The organism is Micromonospora sp. WMMD956 (genome assembly GCF_029626125.1).
GTDB classification, from domain to species: domain Bacteria; phylum Actinomycetota; class Actinomycetes; order Mycobacteriales; family Micromonosporaceae; genus Micromonospora; species Micromonospora carbonacea.
On record NZ_JARUBI010000005.1, the window covers coordinates 6,073,373 to 6,091,219 of the forward strand.

The 17,847-nt window shown below is 75.2% G+C and carries 11 protein-coding genes and 2 pseudogenes; 8 read left to right on the top strand and 5 right to left on the bottom strand.

What is annotated here, in order from left to right; translation table 11 throughout:
- Positions 1-4: 4 nt before the first annotated feature.
- Together O7628_RS26555 and O7628_RS26560 are read right to left on the bottom strand one after the other, a co-directional pair.
- Positions 5-1,648 (bottom strand): annotated as a pseudogene (locus O7628_RS26555) (sulfatase-like hydrolase/transferase); the annotation flags it as partial.
- A 299-nt stretch (positions 1,649-1,947) separates the two neighbouring features.
- Positions 1,948-2,631: pseudogene (locus tag O7628_RS26560) on the bottom strand (CDP-alcohol phosphatidyltransferase family protein); the annotation flags it as partial.
- Positions 2,632-2,762: 131 nt separating this feature from the next.
- Here O7628_RS26560 and O7628_RS26565 point away from each other — a divergent pair.
- The 7 genes from O7628_RS26565 (at position 2,763) to O7628_RS26595 (ending at position 8,635) form a co-directional block, all read left to right on the top strand.
- Positions 2,763-3,758 carry a zinc-binding alcohol dehydrogenase gene (locus O7628_RS26565; protein WP_278134676.1) on the top strand — a complete coding sequence of 332 codons (996 nt, stop codon included), beginning with the start codon at positions 2,763-2,765 and terminating at the stop codon, positions 3,756-3,758.
- On the top strand, positions 3,746-4,144 hold the full coding sequence (locus O7628_RS26570) for a 6-carboxytetrahydropterin synthase (RefSeq protein WP_074479127.1): 399 nt from the start codon (positions 3,746-3,748) through the stop codon (positions 4,142-4,144). The genes O7628_RS26565 and O7628_RS26570 overlap by 13 nt, the downstream gene beginning before the upstream one ends.
- Before the next feature lie 53 nt (positions 4,145-4,197).
- Positions 4,198-5,223 (top strand): glycosyltransferase family 4 protein, encoded by a 1,026-nt coding sequence (locus tag O7628_RS26575; protein WP_278136412.1) that lies wholly within the window; start codon positions 4,198-4,200, stop codon positions 5,221-5,223.
- Positions 5,224-5,291: 68 nt separating this feature from the next.
- Positions 5,292-6,119 (top strand): methyltransferase domain-containing protein, encoded by an 828-nt coding sequence (locus tag O7628_RS26580; RefSeq protein WP_278136413.1) that lies wholly within the window; start codon positions 5,292-5,294, stop codon positions 6,117-6,119.
- A 37-nt stretch (positions 6,120-6,156) separates the two neighbouring features.
- Positions 6,157-7,233 (top strand): lysylphosphatidylglycerol synthase transmembrane domain-containing protein, encoded by a 1,077-nt coding sequence (locus tag O7628_RS26585; protein WP_278134678.1) that lies wholly within the window; start codon positions 6,157-6,159, stop codon positions 7,231-7,233.
- 20 nt (positions 7,234-7,253) lie between these two features.
- Entirely contained in the window at positions 7,254-7,907 is a 654-nt protein-coding gene (gene ribA / locus O7628_RS26590) for a GTP cyclohydrolase II (RefSeq protein ID WP_278134679.1), read from the top strand.
- Positions 7,904-8,635, top strand: a complete 732-nt coding sequence (locus O7628_RS26595) for a dihydrofolate reductase family protein (protein ID WP_278134681.1) — start codon at positions 7,904-7,906, stop codon at positions 8,633-8,635. Before ribA ends, O7628_RS26595 begins: the two co-directional genes overlap by 4 nt.
- Before the next feature lie 72 nt (positions 8,636-8,707).
- Here the strand turns inward: O7628_RS26595 and O7628_RS26600 are convergent, their stop codons facing one another.
- A complete protein-coding gene (locus O7628_RS26600; RefSeq protein ID WP_278134683.1) occupies positions 8,708-9,487 on the bottom strand; it encodes a MerR family transcriptional regulator in 780 nt (259 codons plus the stop codon).
- 89 nt (positions 9,488-9,576) lie between these two features.
- Here O7628_RS26600 and O7628_RS26605 point away from each other — a divergent pair, with 89 nt between their 5' ends.
- Positions 9,577-10,119: a DUF6194 family protein gene (locus O7628_RS26605; RefSeq protein ID WP_278134685.1), complete on the top strand. Its 543-nt coding sequence runs from the start codon at positions 9,577-9,579 to the stop codon at positions 10,117-10,119.
- Here O7628_RS26605 and O7628_RS26610 read toward each other — a convergent pair.
- The gene (locus tag O7628_RS26610) at positions 10,100-13,795 is read right to left on the bottom strand and encodes an amino acid adenylation domain-containing protein (protein ID WP_278134686.1); all 3,696 of its coding nucleotides are present in this window, start codon (positions 13,793-13,795) and stop codon (positions 10,100-10,102) included. The genes O7628_RS26605 and O7628_RS26610 overlap by 20 nt on opposite strands.
- 113 nt (positions 13,796-13,908) lie before the next feature.
- Complete coding sequence (locus O7628_RS26615) at positions 13,909-17,571, bottom strand: non-ribosomal peptide synthetase (protein ID WP_278134688.1); 3,663 nt, start codon at positions 17,569-17,571, stop codon at positions 13,909-13,911.
- Positions 17,572-17,847 lie beyond the last annotated feature (276 nt).

The following is a 17,847-nucleotide window of genomic DNA, read 5'->3' on the forward strand; positions in this document are numbered from 1 at the left end:
CGGGTCAGCGCGGGGCGGCGGCCGGCGGCGCGGACTCCCCCGGCCGGGACCCGAACGCCGTGAGGAAGCGGTCCCGGAAGGTGTCCATCCGCCACACCGGCGCGTCCGGCCCGGGCCGCAACCCGTCCTGCCACCGCCAGCCGTCGATCCGGTCGAGCACCTTCGGGTCGCGGGCCACGACGGTGACCGGCACGTCCCGGCTGGCGTCCTCGCCGGTGACGACCGGTGCGGGCTGGTGGTCGCCGAGGAAGACCAGCACCAGGTCGTCGTCGCCGTAGGTCTCCACGTAGGAGATCAGCGACTTCAGCGTGTACTCGATGGTGCGCCGGTAGTCCGCGCGGATCTGGGCGGCGGTGCGGCGCACCGGCTTGCCGCCGACGTCGGCCACCGCCGAGTTGCGGTGGTAGACCGAGCCGTCGCCCACGTCGTCCCAGTCGATGACCCGGGGGAACGACGTCCACGGGGAGTGGCTGGAGGTCAGCGGGATCTCGGCCATCACCGGCGGGTGGCCGGGGGCCGACCGCTCGCGGCGCTGCAACTCCGACAGGGCGTACTGGTCCGGCATGAGGAAGTAGCCCAGCTTCGGGCCCTGGTAGCCCAGCTCCCGGGCCGGGTAGAACCGGTCGTAGCCGTAGAACTTCCCCTCCGGCCAGTCGGCCAGCGCGCCGGGCATCACCCCGACCGTCCGCCAGCCCGCCCGCTGGAACGCCCCGCCGAGGGTGAGCCGGTCCGTGGCGAGCAGGCTGCGGTGCCGCTGCTGGCTGTCGATCCACAGCCCCGACAGCAGCGTGGCGTGGGCCAGCCAGCTTCCGCCCCCCGCCGTCGGGGACGTCAGGTAGGCGCTGCGGGAGGCGAACCCGGCCGCCCGCAGCCGCCGGGTGCCCTCGTCGAGCACCGCGCCGACCTGCGCGAACTCCGGCTCCTCCACCGCGTCGCGGCCGTAGCTCTCCACGAACGCGACGACGACGTCCTTGCCGCGCAGCGCGGTCAGCAGCTCGTCGCCCGGCGTGTCCCGGAACCGGTCGGCGGCGACCTCGGCGGCGAACACGTCACCGTCGGTGAGCCCGCCGCGCACCTGGGCCGCGTGGTAACGGACCATGGCGGTCGCGCCGCTGTCGGCCACCGGCACCCCGGGGACGATCCGCACCCCGAAGGCGGCGCAGGCGACCCAGCCCACGGTCAGCGCCGCGACGGCCCGTCTCGCCCCGGTGTCGTGCCGGGCGAGCAGCGCGGCCAGGCGCAGCGCGGCCAGCGCCAGGGTCACGAGCAGGGCGACGGCCAGCAGCACGACACCCACGGCGACGCCGACCGCCCCGGGCCGGCCGATCGAGCCGGCGAGGAACCCGTACGCGTCGTCGAACAGCACCCAGTCCGACACCAGGTCGAAGGGGCGGTCCCAGGCGACCTGGAAGCCAAGGTCGGTGAGCCTGACCACGGTGACCAGCCCCAGCACGGCCCCGGTCAGGGCGGCGGCCACCCGGCGGGGGCGCGCCGGCAGGGCGAGCAGCCCGGCGGCGACGACCAGGGCCTCGACCGGCAGCCGCAGGAACGCCGCCGGGCGCAGCTCCCGCAACTGGTCCGGGGCGGTGAGGGCGGCGGCCACCAGCAGCGCGGCCAGGGTGCCGGTCACCGCGCGGCGGACCCGTCGACCCCGCCCCGGCAGCGCGGCCGGCCGGCCCGCGTCGTCCGCCGCGCGCCGGCCCTCGTCGCCGCCCGTGCCGTCGCCGGTGGCGTCGCCCGTCGTGTCGTTGCCGGTGGCGTCGCCCGTCGTGGCGTCGCCAATGGCGCGGGGCGGGCCGTCGCCGGCCGCATCGGTCGGGTCGCCCGGGTGGTTCGTCACGTCGTCTTCTCTCCCGTGCATCCGGTGGGCGGTCAGGCCGGCAGGTGGGCCGGCACCCGGACCGGGTCGTCCCGGCGCAGGGCCGCGCCGTCGCGCCCGGCGACCGGGCGGTGCCGCCACAGCCACCCGACGTCGCGCCCGAAGGACTCGACGAGCAGCGCGAACGCCCCGGCCAGCAGCACCGTCGCCCCGACCGGCGGCAGGACCCCGGCCGCGGCGACGACCAGGACGATGCCCTGGAGCGCGGCGACGACCTTACGCCACCGCCGCGGCGGCAGCGACCCACGCAGCCACGGCGACGTCCAGCCGGCCGCCACGAAGGCGTACCGCATCGCGCCGAGGGTCAGCACCCAGACCCCGGCCGTGGGCGCCAGGTGCACGCCCAGCAGCAGGATGAGGTACGCGTCGACCTCCATGTCGAACCGGGCCCCGAGGTCGCTCGCGGTGCCGGTGCGCCGCGCCACCTGCCCGTCGACGGCGTCGAGCAGCAGCGCCACGGCGGCGAGGCCGACCAGCAACGGCACCGGCACGGCCCGGGTGAAGCCGTCGGCCACCAGGGCCGTCACCCCGCCGATCAGCACCGCCCGGCCCAACGTCACCACGTCCGCCGGCCCCAGGCCGGAGCCGCCCGCCCCGCGCAGCGCCCGGGCGAGCAGCCCGCTCAGGACCATCCCGTACGCCGTGCCGGCGAGCCAGCCCGCCGGGCCGAGGCCGACGGTCGCGCCGATCCCCGCCAGCAGGACGAACAGGCTGACCAGTCCCGCCAGCGGACCGTGTTGAACCCTGCGCACCGTGCCTCCGTGTTTGATGATCGAGAGACTGCCGTTCGACAGGCTGTCGACAGACAACACGGAGAATCCGGCCGAACGGTTCGGTGCGGCGGACGACACGAGGAGGACGACGTGACGACGAGGACCCTCCGGTGACCGGCGAGGCGTACGCGTTCTGGCTGCGTGAGCCCGGGGTGGGGGAGATCCGCCCGGCGGCGCTGCCCACCCCCGGGCCCGACGAGGTGCTGGTGCGGGCCCGCTACTCGGGCGTCAGCCGGGGCACCGAGACCCTCGTCTTCGCCGGCCGGGTCCCGGTCGACCAGCACGCCGCGATGCGCGCCCCGTTCCAGGAGGGCGACTTCCCGGCCCCCGTGAAGTACGGCTACCTCAGCGTCGGCGTCGTCGAGCAGGGCCCGGCCGGGCTGCGCGGGCGGACCGTGTTCTGCCTGCACCCGCACCAGAGCGCGTACGTCGTCCCGGCCTCGGCCGTGGTGCCGGTGCCCGACGGGGTGCCGGCGGCCCGCGCCGTGCTCGCCGGCACCGTGGAGACCGCCGTGAACGCCCTGTGGGACGCCCCGCCGCTGCTCGGCGACCGGGTGAGCGTCGTCGGAGCGGGCATGGTCGGCTGCGGCGTCGCCGCGCTGCTCGCCCGCTTCCCCGGGGTGCGCGTCGAGCTGGTCGACGCCGACCCCGCCCGGGCCGCCGTCGCCGCCGCGCTCGGCGTCGACTTCGCCACCCCCGAGCGGGCCACCGGCGGACGCGACCTGGTGGTGCACGCCAGCGCCACCTCCGAGGGGTTGCAGCGGTCGCTGGAGCTGCTCGCCCCGGAGGGCACGGCGCTGGAGCTGAGCTGGTACGGCGACCGCGCGGTGCGGCTGTCGCTGGGCGGGGCGTTCCACTCCGGCCGGTTGACCGTGCGCAGCAGCCAGGTGGGCATGGTCGCCCCGGCCCGCCGGGGCAGCCGCACGCACGCCGACCGGCTCGCCCTCGCCCTGGAGCTGCTCGCCGACCCCGCCTTCGACGCGCTGCTCACCGGCAGCTCGCCGTTCGCGGAACTGCCCGACGTGCTCGCCGGCCTCACCGACGGCAGCCTGCCCGCCCTGTGCCACCTCATCACCTACCAGGAGAGTGACCCGTGTTCAGCGTGACCGTCCGCGATCACATGATGATCGCCCACAGCTTCCGCGGCGACGTCTTCGGCCCGGCGCAACGCCTGCACGGCGCCACCTTCGTCGTCGACGCCACGTTCCGCCGGCCCGACCTCGACGCCGACGGCATCGTCGTCGACATCGGCCTGGCCACCGAGCAGCTGCGTGCCGTCCTCGGCGAGCTGACCTACCGCAACCTCGACGACGAGCCCGCGTTCGCCGGGGTGAACACCACCACGGAGGTGCTGGCCCGCACGGTCGCCGACCGGCTCGCCGACCGGGTGCACGCGGGCGACCTCGGCGCGGGCGCGCAAGGGCTGGCCGGGATCACCGTCACCCTGCACGAGTCGCACGTCGCCTGGGCCAGCTACGAGCGGCCCCTGTGACAGCCCCGGCCCCGGGCGCGCCGGCCGGCGTCCCCGCCGCCGCCCGGCCCGAGGTGCACGTGGTGCTCCCCGGCGACATCGACGACCCGGCCACGCCCAGCGGCGGCAACCACTACGACCGCCGGGCCTGCGCCGCGCTGGCCGACGCCGGCTGGCGGGTCCACGAGCATCCGGTTCCCGGCGACTGGCCGACGCCCGGCCCGGCCGCGCGGGCCGACCTCGCCGCCCGGCTCGCCGCCCTGCCCGACGACGCGGTGGCGCTCCTCGACGGCCTCGTCGCCTCGGTCACGCCGCAGGAGCTGCGGGCGCAGGCCGGCCGGCTGCGGCTCGTCGTGCTGGTGCACATGCCGCGCGACGACGACGCCGAGGCCCGCGCCCTGGCCGCCGCCACGGCCGTCGTCGCCACCAGCGAGTGGACCCGCCGCCGGCTGATCGACCGGTACGGGCTGCCCGCCGACCGGGTCCACGTCGCCGCGCCGGGGGTCGACCCCGCCCCGCTCGCCGGCGGCACGGCCGCCGGAACGGCGCTGCTCTGCGTCGCGGCCGTCGCCCCGCACAAGGGGCACGACGTGCTGCTGGCCGCCCTGGCGACGGTGGCGGACCTGCCGTGGCGGTGCGCCTGCGTCGGCACGCTGACCCGCGACCCCGCCCACGTGCGGCGGCTGCGCCGGCAGGCCGCCGGGTCCGGCCTGACCGGGCGGGTGGAACTGCTCGGGCCGCGCACCGGCCCCGCCCTGGCCGCCGCGTACGCCGCCGCCGACCTGCTGGTGCTGGCGTCGCACGGCGAGACGTACGGGATGGTCGTCACCGAGGCCCTCGCGCGGGGCATCCCGGTGCTGGCCACGGACGTCGGCGGCGTGCCCGAGGCGCTCGGCCGCGCCCCCGACGGTGAGCGCCCCGGCCTGCTGGTGCCGCCCGACGACCCGGCGGCGCTGGCCGGCGCGCTGCGCGCCTGGCTGGGCGACGCCGACCTGCGGGAGCGGCTGCGCCGCGCCGCCCGCGCCCGCCGGCCCGCCCTGGCCGACTGGTCGGCCACCTCCACCATCCTCGCGGCGGTCCTGAAGGGAGCGGCGGCATGAGCGACGCCCACGGCGACGGCGGTCCGGTGACCAGCCCGCGTGACGGCCACGACGGCGCGGCCGGGCACATGAGCGACGGCGACGACACCGCCGCCTTCGCCGGCTGGCTGCGGCTGCGGGAGCCAGCCGACGCCGCGGCCCGCGCGGCGGACCTGCTGACGCCGGTGCGCCGACGCCTCGCCGGCGACCGGCCGGTCGTGATCCACGACCTGGGCGCCGGCACCGGGTCGATGGGGCGCTGGCTGGCCCCCCGGCTCCCCGGCCCGCAGCACTGGGTGCTCCACGACCGCGACCCCGGCCTGCTGGCGCGGGCCCGGGCCGCCCTGGCGGGCCTCGCCGCCTCCGGCGGCGGCGCGGTCACCGTGGAGACCCGGCAGGGTGACATCACCCGGCTGTCCGCCGCCGACCTCGCCGACGCGTCCCTGGTCACCGCGTCGGCGCTGCTGGACATGCTCACCGCCGAGGAGGTCGGGCGGATCGTGGCGGCCTGCGCCGACCGGCCCACCCTGTTCACCCTCACCGTGGTCGGCCGGGTGCGGCTGACCCCCGCCGACCCGCTGGACGCCGACGTCGCCGCCGCGTTCGACGACCACCAGCGGCGCGTCGTGCCCGGCCGGGGCGCGTTACTCGGCCCCGACGCCGTCGCCGCCTGCGCGGCCGCGTTCGCCCGCCGCGGCGTCGACGTGCTGACCCGGCCGAGCCCGTGGCGGCTCGGCCCGGACCGCGCCGAGCTGACCGCCGAGTGGTTCACCGGCTGGCTGGGCGCCGCCCGTGAGCAGCGCCCCGAGCTGACCGGCCGCACCACGGCGTACGGCCGAACCCGGCGGGCCGCCGCCCGCGCCGGTACGCTCGACGTCCTGGTCGACCACGCCGACCTGCTCGCCGGCTGCGGGTGAACCATCCGGGCGCGCCTTACGTGAACCCGGAGGGAAGATGATCGTGCAGGGAGGACCGGGTTTGCCAGCGAGCACGGAACCGGCGGCGTCGCCCGCCACACGCGTCGGCCGGCTGCCCCGGTCGTTCTGGGGGTGGGCGCGCACCCTCGCCGGGGTGGCGGTGCTGGCCGCCCTGCTGTGGCGGCTGGGCAGCGGCCCGTTCCTCGCCGGCCTGCGCCTGATCGACGGCACGGCCCTCGCGGCGGCGCTGGGCATCGGCCTGGTCACCACCGTCTGCGCCGCGTGGCGGTGGAGCCTGGTCGCCGCCGGGCTGGGCGTCCGGCTGCCGCTGCGCGCGGCGGTGGCGCACTGCTACCGGGCCGTGTTCCTCAACTCCACCCTGCCCGGCGGGGTGCTCGGCGACGTCGACCGCGCGGTGCGCCACGGCCGCGACTGCGGGGACGTCAGCCGCGGCGTGCGGGCCGTGGTCTGGGAGCGCACGGCGGGCCAGGCGGTCACGGTGGTCCTCGCGGTGGGCGTGCTGGCCGCGTTCCCGTCGCCGGTGCGGCCGTACCTGCCGGTGGCGGCGGCGCTGCTCGTCGTCGCCGGCCTGGGCGCGGTGCTGCTGGGGCGCGTCGCGCCCCGGTCGGGGGCGTCGGGGTGGGCGCGGGCGCTGCGCACCGCCGTGGCCGACGTCCGCTCCGGGGTGCTGGGGCGGCGGACCTGGGCCGGCGTGCTGGTCGCCTCCGCCGTGGTGCTGGCGGGCCACCTGGCCACGTTCGTCGTCGCGGCCCGCACGGCGGGCTCCGCCGCGCCGCTCGCCCGGCTGCTGCCGCTGACGCTGCTGGCCCTGCTCGCGATGATCCTCCCGCTGAACGTGGGCGGGTTCGGGCCGCGCGAGGGGGTGGCCGCGTGGGCGTTCGCCGCCGCCGGGCTGACCGCCGGGCAGGGCGTCGCCGCCGCCACCGTGTACGGGGCGTTGGCGCTGGTGGCGAGCCTGCCCGGGGGCGTGGTGCTGCTGGCCCGCCGGCTCCCGCGGCCCGCCTCGCCCGGCGTCGCGCCCCCGGCCCCCGTCGCCACCGCCCGCGCCGCCCGGTGGGTGTCGCGTCCGGCGCGCACCGGCGTGCACGGTTGACCGTCCGACGAAGGAGACCGATGTCCGAAGCACTGCCTGTCGCGACCATCCGGACCCAGGTGACGGTCCCGCTGCGCTTCCCCGACGGCTACGCGACCACGGCCCGGGTGTTCTCGTTCCACGGCCTCGTCGACGGCCGGGAACACCTCGCGTTCGGGCTCGGCGACTGGTCGGCCGCGGTGGACCGGGCCGCCGCCGGCGGGCCGCCGCCGCTGGTGCGCCCGCACAGCGAGTGCCTGACCGGGGACGTGTTCGGCAGCCAGCGGTGCGACTGCGGGCCGCAGTTGCGCGAGGCGGTCGAGCGGATCGCCGCCGCCGGTGGGCTCCTGCTCTACCTGCGTCAGGAGGGGCGCGGCATCGGCCTGTACGCGAAGCTCGACGCGTACGCCCTCCAGGACGCCGGGCTGGACACCTACGAGGCGAACCTGGCGCTGGGCCGGGGCGCGGACGAACGGAACTACACGGTCGCCGCGCAGATGCTGGCGGCCCTCGGCGCCGAGCGGGTGGCCCTGCTCAGCAACAACCCGGACAAGGCCGACCAGCTGCGCCGGCTCGGCATCGAGGTGGCCGAGCGGGTGCCGACCGGGCTGCACCTGTCCGACGCCAACGCCGGCTACCTCGCGGCCAAGGTGGACCGCGCCGCCCACACCATCGACCTCCCGTTCGTCCGGTGACCGCCGCCGCGCCCACCCCGCACGCCGCCGGGCCCGCCACACCCCGGCCGTACGTGCTGCTCAGCTGCGCCATGTCGATCGACGGCTACATCGACGACGCCAGCGACCAGCGGCTGCTGCTGTCCAACGAGGCGGACCTGGACCGGGTCGACGCCGTGCGGGCCGGGTGCGACGCCATCCTCGTCGGAGCGGCCACCGTCCGGGCCGACGATCCGCGCCTGGTGATCCGCTCGCCGCAGCGGCGGCGGGAGCGGGCCGACCGCGGCCTGCCGCCGTCGCCGACGAAGGTCACCGTCACCGGGAGCGGCGACCTCGACCCGGCGGCGCGGTTCTTCACCGTCGGCGACGCCGAGCGGGTCGTCTACTGCGCCACGTCCGTGCTGGCGCAGACCCGGCACCGGCTCGACGGCCTGGCCACCGTCGCCGACGGCGGCGACCCGGTCGACCCCTGTCGGGTGCTGGCCGACCTGGCCACCCGGGGGGTGCGCCGGCTCATGGTGGAGGGTGGCGCGGCCGTGCACGCCCTGTTCCTCGGCGCGGGCCTCGCCGACGAACTGCACCTGGTGGTCGCCCCGTTCTTCGTCGGCGACCGCCGCGCGCCGCGCTTCCCCGGCGAGGGCCGGTTCCCGTGGCACCCCGGCCGTCGCGCGGGCCTGGCGGAGGTCCGCCAGATCGGCGACGTCGTCCTGCTGCGCTACGCCCTGTCGGGGCGCTGCCCCGGCGCGTGACCGGCCCGGTCGCCGCGCGGGTGCCTGCTGCGGTCGCCCGCGCAGGCTGCGGGGGTTGGCCCGCCGCGCGGGTCAGTCGTCCGGCGGGGACAGGTGCTCCGCGAGCCGCACGGAGGCGGTGAGCATGGCCCGGCCCCGGTCGGTGAGCCGCCGCCGCCAGCTCGCCAGGGACTCGGCCAGCGGCTCGGTGCCGGCGGCGTCGCGGACCTGCCGCACGACCGTGGCGATGTGGTCCAGCCGGTAGCCGCCCCGCCGGAGCAGGTGGGCCAGCTCGGCGTCGCGCACGTCGTCGGCCGAGTAGAGGCGGTAGCCGGTGGCCGTGCCCCGGCTCGGCGCGAGGACGCCGGCCCGTTCCCACTTGCGCAGCGCAGCCGGGGTCACGCCGATCCGGCGGGCGAGGCCGCCGATCGCCAGCGGCCGGTCGGGTCGGCCTGCCGCCACCCGGCCGGGCCGGCCCGGCGCCGGTTGGTCGGATGGGGCCGTCGCACGCTTGTCGGTTCGGGTCGCCGACGGTGGCTGGGTGAGCAGGCCCACGGCCGCCTCGACGGCGTCGAGCGTCTCCCGGTCGCGCAGCAGGCGGGCGTGGCTGTGGTCGATCGCGCGCAGGGCGGTGTCCAGGTCACCGGCGTTGACCGCGCGCATGATCTCGCCGCTGGTGGCGTACCCGTGCGCCGGGATCAGCGCCAGGTAGGCGCGCAGCGCCCGGACGTGCACGGCCGTGTAGGCGCGGTAGCCGCTGGGCGTGCGCCGGGCCGGGGGCAGCACGCCGTCGCGCTCGTAGTTGCGGACCGTCTGCGTCGAGATGCCGTGCTCGCGCGCGAGGTCGGCCGGCCGGTAGGAACTCCTGCGCACCTGACCTCCCGTTTGATGCTTGCCGCCAGCCCCACCGCCTGTGCTCCGGCCCGAGCTTCACAAGGGTGTTCAACGATACGGTAGAGGTCATGACGCAGTCGCCCCCGCCCGTCCCCGCCGCCCCTGTCCCGACCGAGGCCGAGCTCGCCCGACGGATCCTCGCGCTGCCCGGCGTCGCGCAGGTGCGGGCCGACGCGGAGTCGGGCGCGCCCCGGGCCAGCTGGGGCGAGCGGTTCTTCTTCGTCGGCCCCGACCGCCGCCGGCCGTTCGCCACGATCGTCGCGCACGACACACCCGGCTTCGACGAGGACTCGCGCCTCGACCGGCCGGACGTCCACCGCCTCAACGTCGAGCTGGGCCGCGCGGAGTTCCAGCGCCGGTTCGGCTACCCGCCCGCGCGCTTCCCCGACCACCGCGCCGGCATCGACTTCACCCGGCAGGACGAGGTTTTGCCCCACCCCGTCTACGGCCTGCACGGCTGGGCGTGCGTCCTGTGCCCCGGCGGCGGCCTGCTTCCGGAGGTGGACCGGCTGCTCGCCCACGCGCACGCCCGGGCGGTCGACCGGCACCGGCGGGCCGGCGGCCGCCCGGGGTCGGACGGGGGCGGAAACCTCAGCGCGCCGGGCCGGTGACCTGGGGCCCCGCTTCGAGGAAGCGCAGCATGTGGGCGCCCAGCTCCTCGGCGAGGGCGAACGGCAGCAGGTCGGTGCGGATCGTGATGCGCAGCAGGGCGTCGGCGTGGCGGGGGATCGCCTCGACGGTCAGCCCGCTCATCACCTCCCGGGCGTACGGCTCGACGACCTCCTCGGTGCGGCAGCCGGGCAGCTCCAGCGGGAGCACCAGGTTGTCCTGGTACGCGAAGCCGGGCAGGCCGGCGACGACCTCGCTGGGCAGCCCGACGGCCGGGTCCGCGGCGCTCTCCGAGAAGGGGACGTCCTGGGCGGCCATCAGCTCGTCGACGGTCTGCTGGACGTGCCGGATCAGGTCCTGCCCGGGCGCGAACCGCACCCGCACGCAGTTGGAGTTGATCCGGGTGGTGAACGCGGAGTCGAGCACCCGGCTGCCGCGCTTCGCCACGATCATGAGCAGGCCGATGTCGTCCTGGTGGTGGATGGCGCGCAGGGCGGTGGCGAAGGCGGCGACGAAGTAGCTGGAGCGGCTGAACCGGTGTTCCCGGGCTGCCCGGTCCCAGCGCTGGAGGACCTGGGGGCTGACGGTGAGGATGTGCCCGGCCTTCGGGCCCCAGGCGAGGGCCTGTTCCAGCGGCACCTTCAGCTCGCCGTCGCCCTGGCGGGGGAGGCCGTGGAGTTGGGTGCGCCAGTATGCGCGTTGGGCGGGCAGGTCGGCGGCCTCGTGGAGCCGGGCGTACTCGTCGTAGGTCTGGCGGAGGGTGGGCGCGGGGCGGTCCCATTCGGGTGCCTTGCCGGCAAGGCGGGCGGTGTAGGCGTGGGTGAGGTCGCGGACGAGGAGGGTGTGGGACCAGCCGTCGAAGGCGATGTGGTGGATGCCGATGCCGAGGAGGGTGCGGTTGGTGGAGCGGTCGCGGATGATGGCGGTTCGCCAGTTGCGGCCTTGGGTGTAGTCGAGGGGTTGTTGGACGGCGTCGGCGAGTTGGTCGAGGGCGTCCTGGGTGGTGGGGGCGTCGGTGAGTAGGAGTAGTTGGGGCATGCCGGGGTTGGGTGGGATGATCGCCACGGGTGGGTCGACGCGTCGGTAGCGGGCGTGCAGGGCTTCGTGCCGGCGGTGCAGGTCGCCGAGCGCGGCCATCAACGCCCGCAGGTTGAGCTCACCCTCCACCCACCAGGTGGTCGGGCAGACCAGCTCGAAGGGGAGCCAGACGCACTTGGCGACCGACAGCGTCAGCGGCACCGGCTTCGCCGGCCCGGAGCGCGCGACGCCCGACGGTTCCGCCTCGGCCCGGGGGCGGCGTGGCGCGGTGGCGAGCCACGCGGCGAGCGCGTGCGGCGTGGGGGTGCGGCGGATCTGGGAGACGGGCACGACGGCGTCGGTGGCCTCGTCGAGGGCGGCGGCGAGGGCGGCGGACTGGAGGCTGGTCCCGCCGAGGTCGAAGAAGCTGTCGTGGACGCCGACCCGGTCGATGCCGAGGACGGTGACGAAGGCCGTGGTGACGAGCCGCTCGTCGGCGGTGGCCGGCGCGACGTAGTCGACGCCGACGTCGGGGCGCTGGGCGTCGGGGGCGGGCAGCGCGTTCCGGTTGATCTTGCCGGTGCCGCCGACGGGGAACCGGTCGAGGACCATGATGACGGCCGGGACCATGTAGGACGGCAGCACCGCCGCCGCGTGCGCGCGCAGCGCGGGCACCGATGGCGTACGTCCGTCGCGTCCGGTGACGTAGCCGATGAGTCGGGGGGTGTTGTTGTCGTCGCGGCGGGTGACGATGGCGGTGGTGACGTCGGGGTGTTGTTCGAGGGTGGTTTCGATTTCGCCGAGTTCGATGCGGATGCCGTTGATTTTGATCTGGTGGTCGATGCGGCCGAGGATTTCGAGGGCGCCGTTGGTGTTCCAGCGGGCGAGGTCTCCGGTGCGGTAGGCGGTGCCGCCGCCGTGGGGGTCGGTGACGAATCGTTGGGTGGTGAGTTCGGGGCGGTGGAGGTAGCCGTCGGCGATGCCGTGGCCGGTGATGAGGATTTCGCCTGGTGCGCCGGCGGGGACGAGGTTGAGGTGGGGGTCGACGATGTGGATCTGTCGGTTGGGCATGGGCCAGCCGATGGGTACGTAGCTGCCGGGCCAGCCGGTTGACGCGTCGTACCAGGTGCAGGCCACGGCCGCCTCCGCCGGCCCGTACGCGTTGATCAGCCGGACCCCGGCGGCCAGCCAGCGCTGCGCCATCCGCGGCGGCACCGGCTCCCCGGCGAGCGTCAGGCAGGACATGCTCGGGCAGTCGGCCGGGTCGACGGCCGCCAGGTTGGTCGGCGGGCAGAACGCGTGGGTCACCTGCTCCTTGGCGATCAGGTCGGTGAGGCGGCGGGCGTCGAGCAGCTCGTCGCGGGAGCAGACGACGACGGTCGCGCCGGAGGTGAGGGCCGTGAAGATCTCGCCCAGGGCCACGTCGAACACGGGCGTGCAGCTGTGCAGCATTCTGCTGTCGGGGCCGATGGCGCACTCGTCGGCCATCCAGGCCAGGAAGTTCGTCAGCTTCTCGTGCGTCAGCACCACGCCCTTCGGGATGCCCGTCGACCCCGACGTGTAGATCACGAACGCCGGCCCGTCCACGGCGACCACCGGCAGGTCCACCGGACCGACAGCCTCGATCTGCGGCCACTGGTCGTCCAACGCCACCACCCGCACCCCGTCCGGGCACGGCACCCGGGAGGCCACCTCACCCACCGTCAACACCACCCGCGCACCATGATCAGCCAACAACACCCGCATCCGCTCCGCCGGCCACGCCACATCCATCGGCGTATACGCCGCACCCGCCCGCAACACCCCCAACGCCGCCACCAACGTCCACAAACTCCGATCCAACGCCAACGACACCACATCACCGACACCCACACCCACCGACCGCAGAAACCCCGCCACCAGCCCCGAACGCCGCTCCAACTCCCCATACGTCAACACCACACCACCGGCCACCCCCGCCACCGCCTCCGGCGACCGCTGCGCCCACCCCAGCACCAACTCGTGAATCGGCGCGCCCGGAACCTCCCGCACCGGACCCCGACCCCACCCCAACAACCGCTCCCGCTCCACCACCGACACCAACCCCAACCGCGACAACCCCCGCCCAGGCTCACCCACCCCCGCCGCCACCAACGTCACCACCGCATCCACGAATCCCCGCACCCACCCCGCCGAAAACTCCTCCACCGCGAAGTCCACCCGCAGGCCCGAACCGTCCCCGGCCACCCACACCACCACACCGGCATCCACCACCTCCGGCCCCACCTCATCCACCGGCCCATCCACCAATCCCACCAGCACCCGATCCACCCGACCACCCGCCACCGGCGACGCCAACGCCGCCTCCACCCGACCCGTCAACTCACCGAACCCCGGATCACCCGACACGTCCACCCGCACCACACCACCACCGGCCAGCCCGAACACCACCTCCGACTGACCCGTGTACCGCGCCAACACCCCGACCAGCCCTGCCACCACCACCACACCCGAACCCACCACACCCACCGGCCACGACACCACCCCCGACACCGAACCCGCCCGCGCCGGCCACCCCACCACCCGCCGCAGATCACCCACCAGATCGAGGGTCGCGAAGTCGGTGCCGGGGCCGGCGAGCCCTGGAGCCTGGGCCTGACCACCAACGAACCCGACGGACATGAGCAGAACCTCCGATCAGGACCGGCGTCGCCCGCAGGCGGGCCGGTTCGAAGAACCAGGAAACCGGCGTGGGCGCGGCCGTCCGCGCCCACGCACGAGAGGGGGTACGTCGATCAGCGGCCCGAATCCGGCGCGGGGCCGGCCTCGAGGAAGCGCAGCATGTGGCCGTTCAGCTCCTCGGCGAGGCGGTACGGCAGGTAGTCGGTGCGGATGGTGACGCGCAGGAGGAGGTGGTCGGCGCGGGGCAGCACCTCCACGGTGAGGCCGTTGGACACCTCCCGGGCGTACGGGTCGACGACCTCCTCGGTGCGGCAGCCGGGCAGCTCCAGCGGGAGCACCAGGTTGTCCTGGTAGACGAAGGTCGGCAGGCTTGCGACGACCTCGCTGGAGAGCCCGGCCGCGGGATCGTCGGCGGTCTCCGCGAAGGGCACGTCCTGCGCCCGCATCAGGTCGGCGATCGTCTCGTGGACCCGCAGCACGAGCTTGTCGTCCTGCGGCCCGTCGAAGCGCACCCGCACGCAGTTGAGGTTGAGCCGGGTGGTGAACGCCGAGTCGAGCACCCGGCTGCCGCGCTTGGCGACCACCATCAGCAGGCCGATGTCGTCCTGGTGGTGGATGGCGCGCAGGGCGGTGGCGAAGGCGGCGACGAAGTAGCTGGAGCGGCTGAACCGGTGTTCCCTGGCCGCCCGGTCCCAGCGCTGCATCACCTCGGCCGGCACCGTCACCGTGTGCCCGGCCTTGGGACCCCAGGCGAGGGCCTGTTCCAGCGACACGGTCGGCCCGCCGTCGCCCTGCCGGGGCAGCCCGTGGAGCTGGGCGCGCCAGTATGCGCGTTGGGCGGGCAGGTCGGCTGCGGTGCGGAGTCGGGCGTACTCGTCGTGGATCTGGCGCAGGGTGGGTGCGGGATGGTCCCAGGTGGGTGGGTGGCCGTTGGCGCGGGCGGTGTAGGCGTGGGTGAGGTCGCGGACGAGGAGGGTGTGGGACCAGCCGTCGAAGGCGATGTGGTGGATGCCGATGCCGAGGAGGGTGCGGTTGGTGGAGCGGTCGCGGATGATGGCGGTGCGCCAGTTGCGGCCTTGGGTGTAGTCGAGGGGTTGTTGGACGGCGTCGGCGAGTTGGTCGAGGGCGTCCTGGGTGGTGGGGGCGTCGGTGAGTAGGAGTAGTTGGGGCATGCCGGGGTTGGGTGGGATGATCGCCACGGGTGGGTCGACGCGTCGGTAGCGGGCGTGCAGGGCTTCGTGCCGGCGGTGCAGGTCGCCGAGCGCGGCCATCAACGCCCGCAGGTTGAGCTCACCCTCCACCCACCAGCTCACCGGGACCACGACCTCCGGGGGCGACATCAGGCACTTGGCCACCTGCTGCGCGAGGGGCACCGGCCCGGGCCGCTGGCGGCCGTGGCCGACGGCCCGCCCGCCGCCCGTGCGGCGCGGCGCGGTGGCGAGCCACGCGGCGAGCGCGTGCGGGGTCGGGGTGCGGTGGATCTGGGAGACGGGCACGACCACGTCGGCGGCCTCGTCGATGCCCGTGGCCACGGCTGCCGACTGGAGGGACGTGCCGCCGAGGTCGAAGAAGCTGTCGTGGACGCCGACCCGGTCGATGCCGAGGACGGTGGCGAACACGCCCGTGACGAGCCGCTCCTGTGCGGTGGCCGGTGCGGCGTAGTCGACGCCGAGGTCGGGGCGTCGGCCGTCCGGGGCGGGCAGCGCCGCCCGGTCGATCTTGCCGGTGCCGCCGACGGGGAACCGGTCCAGGACCATGACGACCGCCGGGACCATGTAGGACGGCAGGATGGTGGCGGCGTGCTCGCGCAGCGCCTCCGGCGTGGGCGTGCGTCCGTCGCGTGCGGTGACGTAGCCGATGAGTCGGGGGGTGTTGTTGTCGTCGCGGCGGGTGACGATGGCGGTGGTGACGTCGGGGTGTTGTTCGAGGGTGGTTTCGATTTCGCCGAGTTCGATGCGGATGCCGTTGATTTTGATCTGGTGGTCGATGCGGCCGAGGATTTCGAGGGCGCCGTTGGTGTTCCAGCGGGCGAGGTCGCCGGTGCGGTAGGCGAGTTGGTGGGTGTGGGGGTCGGTGACGAATCGTTGGGTGGTGAGTTCGGGGCGGTGGAGGTAGCCGTCGGCGATGCCGTGGCCGGTGATGAGGATTTCGCCTGGTGCGCCGGCGGGGACGAGGTTGAGGTGGGGGTCGACGATGTGGATCTGTCGGTTGGGCATGGGCCAGCCGATGGGTACGTAGCTGCCGGGCCAGCCGGTTGACGCGTCGTACCAGGTGCAGGCCACGGCCGCCTCCGCCGGCCCGTACGCGTTCACGACCCGGGCACCCGCCGCCGACCACCGCCGGACGAGCTGCGGCGGGGCGGCCTCGCCGCCGAGGACGACGCAGCGCAGGCTGGGGCAGGCCGCCGGGTCGAGCGGGGCGACGTTCGTCGCGGGCCCGAAGGTGTGCGTGACGCCGTGCCGCCCGATGAGCCCGGTGAGCCGGCGTACGTCGAGCAGGTCGTCGCGCGAGCAGACGACGACCTGGCCACCGGAGATGAGCGTGGCGAAGACCTCCCCGAACGCGGCGTCGAAGACCGGTGCGGCCGAGTGCAGCATTCTGCTGTCGGGGCCGATGGCGCACTCGTCGGCCATCCACGCCAGGAAGTTCGTCAGCTTCTCGTGCGTCAACACCACACCCTTCGGGATGCCCGTCGACCCCGACGTGTAGATCACGAACGCCGGCCCGTCCACGGCGACCACCGGCAGGTCCACCGGACCGACAGCCTCGATCTGCGGCCACTGGTCGTCCAACGCCACCACCCGCACCCCGTCCGGGCACGGCACCCGCGACACCACCTCACCCACCGTCAACACCACCCGCGCACCATGATCAGCCAACAACACCCGCATCCGCTCCGCCGGCCACGCCACATCCATCGGCGTATACGCCGCACCCGCCCGCAACACCCCCAACGCCGCCACCAACGTCCACAAACTCCGATCCAACGCCAACGACACCACATCACCGACACCCACACCCACCGACCGCAGAAACCCCGCCACCAGCCCCGAACGCCGCTCCAACTCCCCATACGTCAACACCACACCACCGGCCACCCCCGCCACCGCCTCCGGCGACCGCTGCGCCCACCCCAGCACCAACTCGTGAATCGGCGCGCCCGGAACCTCCCGCACCGGACCCCGACCCCACCCCAACAACCGCTCCCGCTCCGTCGCCGACACCAACGTGAGCCCCGACAACGCCACCTGTGCCCCGGCGACGCCCGCCGATACCAGCGTCACCACCGCGTCCACGAATCCCCGTGCCCACCCGGCCGAGAACTCCTCCACCGCGAAGTCCACCCGCAGGCCCGAACCGTCCCCGGCCACCCACACCACCACACCGGCATCCACGACGTCCGGTCCCACCTCATCCACCGGCCCATCCACCAATCCCACCAGCACCCGATCCACCCGACCACCCGCCACCGGCGACGCCAACGCCGCCTCCACCCGACCCGTCAACTCACCGAACCCCGGATCACCCGACACGTCCACCCGCACCACACCACCACCGGCCAGCCCGAACACCACCTCCGACTGACCCGTGTACCGCGCCAACACCCCGACCAGCCCTGCCACCACCACCACACCCGAACCCACCACACCCACCGGCCACGACACCACCCCCGACACCGAACCCGCCCGCGCCGGCCACCCCACCACCCGCCGCAGATCACCCACCAGGTCCAGACCCCCGGCGTCCACCGCGCCATCAGCGAACCCAACAGGCATGAGCCCAACCTCCGAGTGAATGGGGACGACCGGGAGAGGGGGACGAGGCGGCCGGTCGGCCGTGGGCGGACGTACCGCCGGGGTGCCGGGCCACCGCCGAACGACCCGCCCTCGCCATGTTCCGGTCGCGGGCGGGCCCACGATCGCCCACCTCCGTTCCCGGTCCGGTGCGGGGTGGGGGAACGACGACCCGACGGGGCCCGACGCTACGGAGCCTGGCCAAGCGGCGTACACCCCTAGAATTCGGGTGCGATCGACCCCTAGCCCGTGGTGGCG

Excerpts from the sequence above, each read along its gene's own strand:
- O7628_RS26580 (WP_278136413.1), top strand. The coding sequence starts at position 5,292 with ATGAGCGACGGCGACGACACCGCCGCCTTCGCCGGCTGGCTGCGGCTG.
- O7628_RS26605 (WP_278134685.1), top strand. The coding sequence starts at position 9,577 with ATGACGCAGTCGCCCCCGCCCGTCCCCGCCGCCCCTGTCCCGACCGAG.
- O7628_RS26585 (WP_278134678.1), top strand. The coding sequence starts at position 6,157 with ATGATCGTGCAGGGAGGACCGGGTTTGCCAGCGAGCACGGAACCGGCG.
- O7628_RS26615 (WP_278134688.1), bottom strand. The coding sequence starts at position 17,571 with ATGCCTGTTGGGTTCGCTGATGGCGCGGTGGACGCCGGGGGTCTGGAC.
- ribA (WP_278134679.1), top strand. The coding sequence starts at position 7,254 with ATGTCCGAAGCACTGCCTGTCGCGACCATCCGGACCCAGGTGACGGTC.
- O7628_RS26610 (WP_278134686.1), bottom strand. The coding sequence starts at position 13,795 with ATGTCCGTCGGGTTCGTTGGTGGTCAGGCCCAGGCTCCAGGGCTCGCC.